The organism is Kineococcus vitellinus (genome assembly GCF_009906315.1).
In the GTDB taxonomy this organism is placed as follows: Bacteria; Actinomycetota; Actinomycetes; order Actinomycetales; family Kineococcaceae; genus Kineococcus; species Kineococcus vitellinus.
The window spans coordinates 1-8,983 of record NZ_JAAALL010000185.1; the positions used below are offsets into that span (position 1 = coordinate 1).

Here is an 8,983-nt window from a genome sequence, read left to right on the forward strand (position 1 = left end):
CCCACCAGCGCCGATGGTACTGCTCGGGAGACTGGGTGGGAGAGTAGGACACCGCCGGCCACTCCTTTGTGTGGAGTGGTGTGAGGGCCCGTACCCCCTGGTGGGGGGTGCGGGCCCTCACCCATGTGCGGGGGGATCGCCCTTGCTGGTTGTTCAGGCGGGCACCAACGCCCCCACCGGAACGACCTGTTCAACGCAGGCGCAGCACCGCGCCGGCCAAGGGCTTCGGGCGGAACGACGTCGTCTTCCGCCCGACGAGCGCACCGCTGTGGACGATGCGCTGCAGCGCGAGAAGGTCCAGTCGAGGCAGCACCGCGGCGGCGACCTCGTGCCGCTGCCGCCACACCACCTCCAGCTCGGACTCGAAGAGCACGTCCTCGGCGGCGACGCCCGCGGTACGCACGACGGCGTCGACCCAAGCACCGCTGCCCACGGCTCCGCCGGTGCGCAGCGGTGTGCGCAGCACCTCCGCGTGGCCATCCGCGAACAGGAGGGCGTCGTGCTCCTCCAGCCCGGCAGCGAGCGCGTGCAACTGCTGCACGTCCTGCACGGGCAGGCGCCGGCGGGGCGGCGCCGCCTTGCGCAGTACCGTCGCGGCGGAGCCGGGCAGCAGCCGGTGCAGCGGGCGGACGTCCACGGGCTCGACCTGCTCGTCCCCGAGAGCCACCAGCAACCGCTGCGGTCGGCCGGTGCGCTCCGCCAGGCGCTGGACGGCGACGTAGCGGTGGTGGCCGTCGGCGATAAGCAGCTCGTGCGCGGCGGAGGCGGTGCTGAGCGCCGCGAGCACGTCCGGAGCCTCGAGCCGCCACACCTCCAGCACCAGGTCGCCGGCCGGGGTGCCCGATGTCGAGGAGACCAGCGTGCCGATCCCGGCCGCCGCGGCGTCGCCCGCCCAGCGCAGCGGCCAGGAGCCGCTGGTCACCACGAGGACCGGCTCGGAATCGACCCCGGTCTCCTGCAGGCGGTGGGCTCGCGCCTCGACGGCCTGCTCGAAGACCCCCTCGTGGGCGTGCACCCGGTCGTCCCCGGGCAGCACCTGCAGCTCGGCGAGCAGGAAGTGGCGGCTGCGGCCTGCGTGGACCTGCCGCACGACGTACAGGGACGGCGCGTCCTGCACCAGGACACCGTCCTCGAGCCAGCGGTGGACGGTGGGGCCGTGGAGGGCTCCGCCGTACTCCGGCCGCTCCAGGTGCGTCACCACGTACGGGGAGGAGGCCAGGAAGGCGGCCCGAGCCGCCTTGCCGAGCTCGGTGTGCGGTGGTGCGACCAGGGATGCCAGGGGACCGGCCACCGAGGTGTCGTAGCGCAGACCGGGGAACGGCCGCAGCAGCGCGCGGCCCGCGGGAAGGGGTCGGCCCTGCGGGGTGTTGGCGACGGCACGCGTCCCCGTGCGTGCAGCGTCCACCCGTCGCATCCTACGGACGGGCCGCCGCCGGCCCGCACCCGTCATCTCCAGGAGGTCTGTCGTGTCCGACAGCGCACACGGCGCACAGGGCTCGGACCGTGCAGGTGGGCGCCCCAGCGGTGGCCCCTACGAGTGGCTGCAGCGCGGCCTCGCCCTGCTCGCGGGCGGCGAGGCGGCCGCCGCGGCCACGCTGCTCTCCCGGGCGCACGCGGAGGAGCCCGGCTCGACCGGGGTGCTGGAGGCGCTCGCCCGCGCGCGGTACGACTCCGGGGACCTCGAGGGCGCGGCCGCCTCGTTCCGGGAGCTCGCGGCGGCCCGGCCCGCCGACGACTACGCTCACTTCGGCCTCGGGTTGTGCCTGAGCCGCCTCGGCCGCTTCGGCCTGGCGGCCGAGCACCTGGCGATGGCGCACGCCATGCGCCCCGACCGCCCTGAGTACGCCGATCGACTGCGACAGGTCCGCGCCACCCTGGCGGCGCGGCAGAGCCCGGGGAGCACGTGAGCACCACCAGCCCGTCCCTGACCGCCAGCGGCGCGGCGCTGCTCGCGGCGCACGACGCCCTCCTGCTGGACCTCGACGGCGTCGTGTACGTGGGGCCGGACGCCGTCCCGCACGCCACCGCCTCGCTGCGGGCCGCTGCGGCCGGCGGGACGAAGCTCGCCTACATCACCAACAACGCCTCGCGCACGCCGCAGACCGTCGCGCAGCACCTGCGCGACCTCGGTGCTCCGGCGGCCGACGAGGACGTCGTGAACTCCGCGCAGGCAGCGGCACGGCACCTGGCGGCCTCCCTGCCCGCCGGCTCGCCGGTGCTGCTGGTCGGGGGCACCGGGCTGCGCGTCGCGCTGGAGGAGGTCGGGTTGCGCCCCGTCGACTCCCGCACCGACGCGGTCGCCGTGGTGCAGGGCTTCTCGCCCGACCTGGACTGGTCCCGGCTGACCGAGGCGACCCACGCGGTCCGCAGCGGGTTGCCGTGGGTGGCGACGAACCTGGACGCCACCGTGCCCACGCCCGGTGGACCGGCGCCGGGCAACGGCCTGCTCGTGGACCTCGTGGCCCGCGCCGCGGGCAGGTCGCCGGATGTGGTCTGCGGCAAGCCGGAGCGCGCGCTCTTCGACGCGGCGGTGCAGCGCCTCGGCGCCGAGCGCGCGCTCGTCGTCGGCGACCGCCTCGACACGGACCTGCAGGGAGCCCGCACCGCCGGCCTCGCGGGTCTGCTCGTCCTCACGGGCGTCACGACGGTGCCCGACCTGCTCACCGCCGCTCCCCGCGAGCGGCCCTCCTACGTCGCCCACGACCTGCGCGGCCTGCGCGACGTCCACCCCGGTGTCGACGTCGAGGAGGGCGACGCCCTCCTCGTGGCCCGCTGCCGCGGGGCGCGCGTCGAGGTCTCGTCGACCGCGGCGAGCGTGGTCGAGGGCGACCCCGGGCCCGACGGCCTCGACGTGCTGCGCGCGGCCGCCGAGGCCGCCTGGCGGGTGCGGGACGCCGCGGCCGGGCGCCGCGCGGTCGACGTGCTCGCGCTCGTCGCGCAGGTGCAGGCCTCGATCCGGCAGCCACCCGTGCGCGCGGCTGTGGACGAGGTCGGCGAGGATGTCGCGCCCGGCTTGTAGCGTGACGCCCGTGACGAACCCCGATCGCGACCAGCAGGCCGCCGGCCACCCGCTGGACGCAGCCCTCGACGGCGCGCTGGCGCGCCTGGACGGCCTCGGCGCCGTCGGTGTCCACGAGCACGTCGAGGTCTACGCGGCGGTCGACGCCGCGCTGCGCGCGCGGCTGGCCGGCACGGAGGGCTGAGGGCGTGGCGCGCAGGCTCCGGCTGGACGCCGAGCTCGTCCGGCGCGGCCTGGCCCGCTCCCGCGAGCACGCCAGCGAGCTCGTCACCGGCGGCCGGGTGCGCGTCGGCGGCGCGAGGGCGGCCAAGCCGGCCACGCAGGTGGACCTGGCGGCGGCCATCGTCGTCGAGGCCGCCGGCGAGGAGGACGAGTACGTCTCGCGCGGCGCCCACAAGCTCGTCGGCGCCCTCGACGCCTTCGCCGTGGACGTCGCCGGCCGCCGCTGCCTGGACGCGGGGGCGAGCACCGGCGGGTTCACGGACGTGCTGCTGCGCCGCGGCGCCGGGCACGTGGTGGCCGTCGACGTGGGCTACGGGCAGATCGCCTGGTCGTTGCGCACCGACGAGCGCGTCACCGTCCTGGAGCGCACCAACGTCCGCACCCTCGAACCCGAGCAGGTCGCACCCGCGCCCTCGCTCGTGGTGGCCGACCTGTCCTTCATCTCCCTCACCCTCGTCCTGCCCGCCCTCGTGCGGTGCGTGACCCCGGAGGCCGAGCACGTGCTCATGGTGAAACCGCAGTTCGAGGTGGGCCGCGAGGCCCTCGGCGCCGGTGGCGTGGTGCGCAGCGCCGAGCTGCGCGCGCAGGCCGTGCGCACGGTGGCCCGGTCGGCCGCCGAGGTCGGTCTGGGCGTGCGCGGGGTCGCGGCCAGCCCGCTGCCCGGTCCCTCCGGCAACGTCGAGTACTTCCTGCACCTGGCGGCCGGCGCCGGCGGCCTCGACGAGGCCGCCCTGGGGCGCGCCATCGCCGAGGGTCCCCAGGCGGGGCTCGCGTGAGCGCGCCGACCGCGGTGGAGCAGCCCCCGCGCACCGTCCTGGTGCTCGCCCACACCGGGCGCTCCGAGGCGATCGTCGCGCTCACGAAGGTCGTGCGCCGCTTCCACGAGGCGGGCATCCGCACCCTGATGACCCCCGAGGAGGCGGCCGCGCTGGGCGTGGCGGACCGCGGGCTGGTCGTCGAGCGCGACCTGGACGGCGCCGTGCCCGACGCCGAGATGGTCATCGTCCTCGGCGGGGACGGCACGATCCTGCGCGCCGCCGAGCTGGTGCGCGGCACGGGCACCACGCTGCTGGGCGTCAACCTCGGTCACGTCGGCTTCCTCGCCGAGGCCGAGCGCGAGGAGATCGTCGGGACGGTCGCGCGCGTCGTCGCGCACGACTACCGGGTCGAGGAGCGCATGACCCTGGACGTCGACGTGGTGGTCGACGGCGAGGTCGTCGCCTCCTCGTGGGCGGTCAACGAGGCCTCCGTCGAGAAGGCCAACCGCGAGCGCATGCTCGAGCTGGTCGTGGACGTCGACGGGCGCCCGCTGAGCACCTTCGGCGGTGACGGCGTCATCGCGGCGACCCCGACCGGGTCGACGGCCTACGCGTTCTCCGCCGGCGGTCCGGTGGTGTGGCCGGAGGTCGAGGCCATGCTCGTCGTGCCCATCAGCGCCCACGCCCTCTTCGCGCGTCCCCTCGTCATCGCCCCCACCTCCGTCGTCGGGGTGGAGGTCCTGGCCGGCACCACGGACGGCGGCGTGGTCTGGTGCGACGGCCGGCGCACGTTCCCCGCTCCGGCCGGCGCGCGCGTGGAGGTGCGCCGCTCGCAGCAGACGGTGCGGCTGGCCCGGTTGAGCACCGGCGTCTTCACCGACCGGCTGGTGGCCAAGTTCGGCCTGCCCGTGCAGGGCTGGCGGGGGCCCCGCTCGGTGGACGGGGGCTGAGGGCGTGATCGAGGAGATGCGCATCCGCTCGCTCGGCGTCATCCGCGACGCCCGGCTGCCGCTGGGACCGGGGCTGACGGTGATCACGGGCGAGACGGGTGCCGGCAAGACCATGGTCGTCACCGGGTTGGGCCTGCTGATGGGCGAGCGCGCCGACGCCGGTGCCGTGCGCGCCGGCGAGGACGCGGCCGTCGTCGAGGGGCGCCTGAGCGTCGCCGGGGACGGGCCGGTCGCCGAGCGGGTCCGCGAGGCGGGCGGTGAGGTGGAGGACGAGGAGCTCCTGCTCGTGCGCACCCTCGCGGCCACCGGGCGCAGCCGCGCGCACGTGGGCGGTCGCGGTGCGCCCGTCGGGGTGCTCGCCGAGCTGTCCGAGCACCTCATCGCCGTCCACGGGCAGACCGACCAGCTGCGGCTGCGCTCGGGGGTGCAGCAGCTGCGGGTGCTCGACGGCTTCGCCGCCGACGCCGTCGCCACCGACCTGGCCTCCTACCGCGAGGTGCACGCGCGCTGGCGGGCCGTCGCTGCCGAGCACGAGCACGTCGTGACCCACGCCGCCGAGCGGGCCCGCGAGGCTGACCTGCTGCGGCTGGGGCTGGAGGAGGTCGAGCGCGCCGACCCCCAGCCCGGCGAGGACGCCGCGCTGCGGGAGGAGTCCGAGCGGCTGGTCAACGTGGAGGTGCTGCGCGCCGCGGCCGCCGCCGCGCACGAGGCCCTCACCGGCGAGGCCGCCGGTGCGGAGACCGGCGACGGCGCCGAGGGCGCCGACGCCCGCGTCGAGGCCGCCCGGCGCGCCCTGGAGCAGGGCGCTGCGCACGACCCGGCGCTCGCGGCGCTGGCCGGGCGCGCCGGGGAGATCGCCTACCTGCTCGCCGACCTGTCCACCGACGTCGCGGCCTACGCGGGGTCCGTGGAGGCGGACCCGCTGCGGCTGGCCGCCGTCCAGGAGCGCAGGGCGCAGCTGACCGCCCTCGTGCGCCGCTACGCCGACGAGCCCGCCGAGGGCGTCGCCGGGGTGCTGGCGTGGTCGCAGCGGGCCGCGGCGCGGTTGCTGGAGCTCGACGACGACGGGCGCCTGGGCGCCCTCGCCGCCCAGCGCGAGGAGCTGGAGCAGCAGCTGCGGGCGCTGGCGGCACGGCTGACGAGCGCCCGCACGGCCGCCGCCGCGCAGCTGGAGGAGCGGGTGGCCGCCGAGCTGGCGGCGCTGGCCATGCCGAGCGCGCACGTCCAGGTCGCCGTGCGGACCTCCACCGACCTCGGGCCGGCCGGGTGCGACAGCGTCGAGCTGCTGCTGAGCGCGCACTCCGGCGCCGCCCCGCGCCCCCTGGCGCGCGGCGCGTCCGGCGGGGAGCTGTCGCGGGTCATGCTGGCCCTCGAGGTCGTGCTGGCCGGTGCGGACCCGGTGCCGACGATGGTCTTCGACGAGGTCGACGCGGGCGTCGGCGGCCGCGCCGCGGTGGAGATCGGCCGGCGCCTGGCCCGGCTGGCGCGCAGCACCCAGGTGCTCGTCGTCACCCACCTCGCGCAGGTGGCCGCCTTCGCCGACACCCACCTGACCGTCGTCAAGACCGACGACGGCAGCGTCACCGAGTCCGGCGTGGTCCCGCTCGACGACGCCGGTCGGGTGGAGGAGCTGGCCCGGATGCTGTCCGGCCGCGGCTCGGGCACCGCGCGCGCCCACGCCGAGGAGCTCCTGCGCTCCTCGCGCGCAGAAGCCGTGCAGGCCGAGCGGGCACCGGCGCGCACCCCGGCCACCGGTCGCGGCCGGTCGGCGCGGCCGCCGCGGAGCCCCGGCGCGCGCGTGCGACGATCGTCCCCGGCCACCGGGACGACGGGCGGCTGAGGCCGCGGCGGGTGGGGGAGTGCAGCAGTGATCTGGCGTCGGCGAACGCGCGGCGACGGCGCCCACGGCGAGGGCGCCGGCGGGAGCGCCGACACGCTCGAGGCGGTCACCGGCACCGTCCGCGTGGACCGGCGCACCAAGCGGCTCACCAAGCGCCTCAAGCCCGGTGACGTCGCCGTCATCGACCACCTCGACCTGGACCGCGTCTCCGCGGAGGCGCTCGTGGCCTGCGCGCCCGCCGCCGTCGTCAACGCCGCGCGCAGCACCTCGGGCCGCTACCCCAACCTCGGCCCCGGCATCCTCGTGGAGGCCGGCATCCCCGTCCTCGACGACGTCGGGGAGGAGGTGATGGCCCAGCTGTCGGAGGGGGCGAGCGCCCGGCTGGTCGGCGACGTCCTGCACGTCGGCGAGCGCGTGGTCGCCCGCGGGCGCCGGCTGAGCGCCGAGGTGGTCGCCGCGGACATGGAGACCGCCCGCGCCGGGCTGTCCCTGCAGCTGGAGGCGTTCGCCGCCAACACGATGGAGTACCTGCGCCGCGAGCGCGAGCTGCTGCTCGACGGCGTCGGCGTGCCCGACGTGCGCACCGACCTCGACGGCCGGCACGCGCTCGTCGTGGTGCGCGGCTACCACTACAAGGAGGACCTGGTCACGCTGCGCCCGTACGTGCGCGAGTACAAGCCGGTCCTCATCGGCGTCGACGGCGGCGCGGACGCCATCCTCGAGGCCGGCTGGAAGCCCGACATGATCGTCGGCGACATGGACTCCGTCTCCGACGCCGCGCTGCGCTGCGGCGCCGAGATCGTCGTGCACGCCTACCGCGACGGCCGCGCGCCCGGCCTGGAGCGGGTGCGGGCGCTGGGCATCGACGCCGTGGTCTTCCCCGCGACCGGCACCAGCGAGGACGTGGCGATGCTGCTCGCCGACGACAAGGGCGCCACCCTCATCGCGGCCGTCGGCACGCACGTCACGCTCGTGGAGTTCCTCGACAAGGGCCGCTCGGGCATGGCCAGCACCTTCCTGACCCGCCTGCGGGTGGGCGGCAAGCTCGTCGACGCCAAGGGCGTCTCGCGGCTGTACCGCTCCCGGGTCTCCGACGCGCAGGTGCTCGTCCTGGTCCTGTCCGGCGTCCTCGCCCTGGTGGCCGCGCTGCTGGTGACGCCGACGGGGCAGGCGATCCTCGCCGTCACCGGCGCCCGCCTGGAGGACGCCTGGGCCTTCCTCGTCGGCCTGCTGCCGGGAGGCGGGCCGTGAGACGGCCGGGGACCCCGCACCACCGCACCAGCACCGACCGACAGGATGAGCAGTGATCGACTTCCGGTACCACGTCGTCTCGCTGGTGTCGGTGTTCCTCGCGCTCGCCGTCGGCATCGTCCTGGGCGCGGGTCCCCTCAACGAGGGCATCTCCACCGGCATCACCGACCAGGTGCGCCAGCTGACCCAGGAGAAGAACCAGCTGCGCACCGAGCGCGACCGGGCGCTGGCCACCGCCGACGCGCAGGACTCCTGGGCGGAGGCCGTCACCCCCGCTCTCGTGGCCCGCCAGCTCGGCGGCCGGGCGATCGCCCTCGTGGAGCTGCCCGGCGCCGACTCCAGCCAGGTGGACGCCGCGGTGGACGTCCTGCAGCAGGCCGGTGCCAGCGTCCCGGTCCAGGTGACCGTGCAGGACGCCTGGACCGACTCCGCGCAGGCGTCGGCCCGCGAGCAGGCGGCCGAGCGGCTGTCCGGGACCCTGGCGAGCGCCCCGGCCGCGGACGCGGGCACCGAGGTGGTGCTCGCCGCCGAGCTGGCGCGGGGCCTGGTGGCCGACGACCTGGCGCAGGCCGACCAGCCCGACCCCGGCGCGGTCGCGGTGCTGACCGCGCTGGCGGAGGCCGGGCTCGTGGAGGTGGAGGGCGGCACCGACGGCCTGAGCGGTCGGCGCGCGACGCTCGCGCTCGTCGTCGGGGGCGCTCCCGACACCGACGCCACCGACGCGCAGGCGGAGGGGTCCGACGCCGCGTGGGTCGCGATCGCCGCCCAGCTGGACGCCGCGGGCGCCGGTGCGGTCCTGGCCGGGCCCCCCGAGTCCGCCGCCGACGGCGGCCCGGTGGCCGCCCTGCGCGCCGACGCCGACGCCGCCGACGCCGTGAGCACGGTCGACGACCTGGACGCCTCCACCGGCCGCGTCAACGCCGTGCTGGCGCAGGGCCAGCAC

At 76.9% G+C, this 8,983-nt stretch carries 9 protein-coding genes; 8 read left to right on the forward strand and 1 reads right to left on the reverse strand.

What is annotated here, in order from left to right; genetic code table 11:
* Positions 1-190: 190 nt before the first annotated feature.
* Positions 191-1,405 carry a DUF1015 family protein gene (locus GTQ99_RS15465; RefSeq protein ID WP_166616626.1) on the reverse strand — a complete coding sequence of 405 codons (1,215 nt, stop codon included), beginning with the start codon at positions 1,403-1,405 and terminating at the stop codon, positions 191-193.
* Between the two features lie 61 nt (positions 1,406-1,466).
* Here GTQ99_RS15465 and GTQ99_RS15470 point away from each other — a divergent pair, with 61 nt between their 5' ends.
* The 8 genes from GTQ99_RS15470 to GTQ99_RS15505 form a co-directional block, all read left to right on the forward strand.
* Positions 1,467-1,907 (forward strand): tetratricopeptide repeat protein, encoded by a 441-nt coding sequence (locus GTQ99_RS15470; RefSeq protein ID WP_166616627.1) that lies wholly within the window; start codon positions 1,467-1,469, stop codon positions 1,905-1,907.
* The gene (locus tag GTQ99_RS15475; RefSeq protein ID WP_166616628.1) at positions 1,904-3,019 is read left to right on the forward strand and encodes an HAD-IIA family hydrolase; all 1,116 of its coding nucleotides are present in this window, start codon (positions 1,904-1,906) and stop codon (positions 3,017-3,019) included. Before GTQ99_RS15470 ends, GTQ99_RS15475 begins: the two co-directional genes overlap by 4 nt.
* Before the next feature lie 10 nt (positions 3,020-3,029).
* A complete protein-coding gene (locus tag GTQ99_RS15480) occupies positions 3,030-3,203 on the forward strand; it encodes a hypothetical protein (protein WP_166616629.1) in 174 nt (57 codons plus the stop codon).
* A gap of 4 nt (positions 3,204-3,207) precedes the next feature.
* Positions 3,208-4,017 (forward strand): TlyA family rRNA (cytidine-2'-O)-methyltransferase, encoded by an 810-nt coding sequence (locus GTQ99_RS15485; protein ID WP_166616630.1) that lies wholly within the window; start codon positions 3,208-3,210, stop codon positions 4,015-4,017.
* Positions 4,014-4,949, forward strand: a complete 936-nt coding sequence (locus GTQ99_RS15490) for an NAD kinase (RefSeq protein WP_166616631.1) — start codon at positions 4,014-4,016, stop codon at positions 4,947-4,949. Before GTQ99_RS15485 ends, GTQ99_RS15490 begins: the two co-directional genes overlap by 4 nt.
* Positions 4,950-4,965: 16 nt before the next feature.
* On the forward strand, positions 4,966-6,789 hold the full coding sequence (gene recN, locus GTQ99_RS15495) for a DNA repair protein RecN (protein WP_166616634.1): 1,824 nt from the start codon (positions 4,966-4,968) through the stop codon (positions 6,787-6,789).
* Positions 6,790-6,816: 27 nt separating this feature from the next.
* Positions 6,817-8,040, forward strand: coding sequence for a putative cytokinetic ring protein SteA (gene steA / locus GTQ99_RS15500; protein ID WP_166616632.1), 1,224 nt, complete (start codon positions 6,817-6,819; stop codon positions 8,038-8,040).
* A 52-nt stretch (positions 8,041-8,092) separates the two neighbouring features.
* The coding region (locus GTQ99_RS15505; protein ID WP_166616633.1) for a copper transporter at positions 8,093-8,983 on the forward strand (891 nt) is incomplete at its 3' end.

Excerpts from the sequence above, each read along its gene's own strand:
- recN (WP_166616634.1), top strand. The coding sequence starts at position 4,966 with ATGCGCATCCGCTCGCTCGGCGTCATCCGCGACGCCCGGCTGCCGCTG.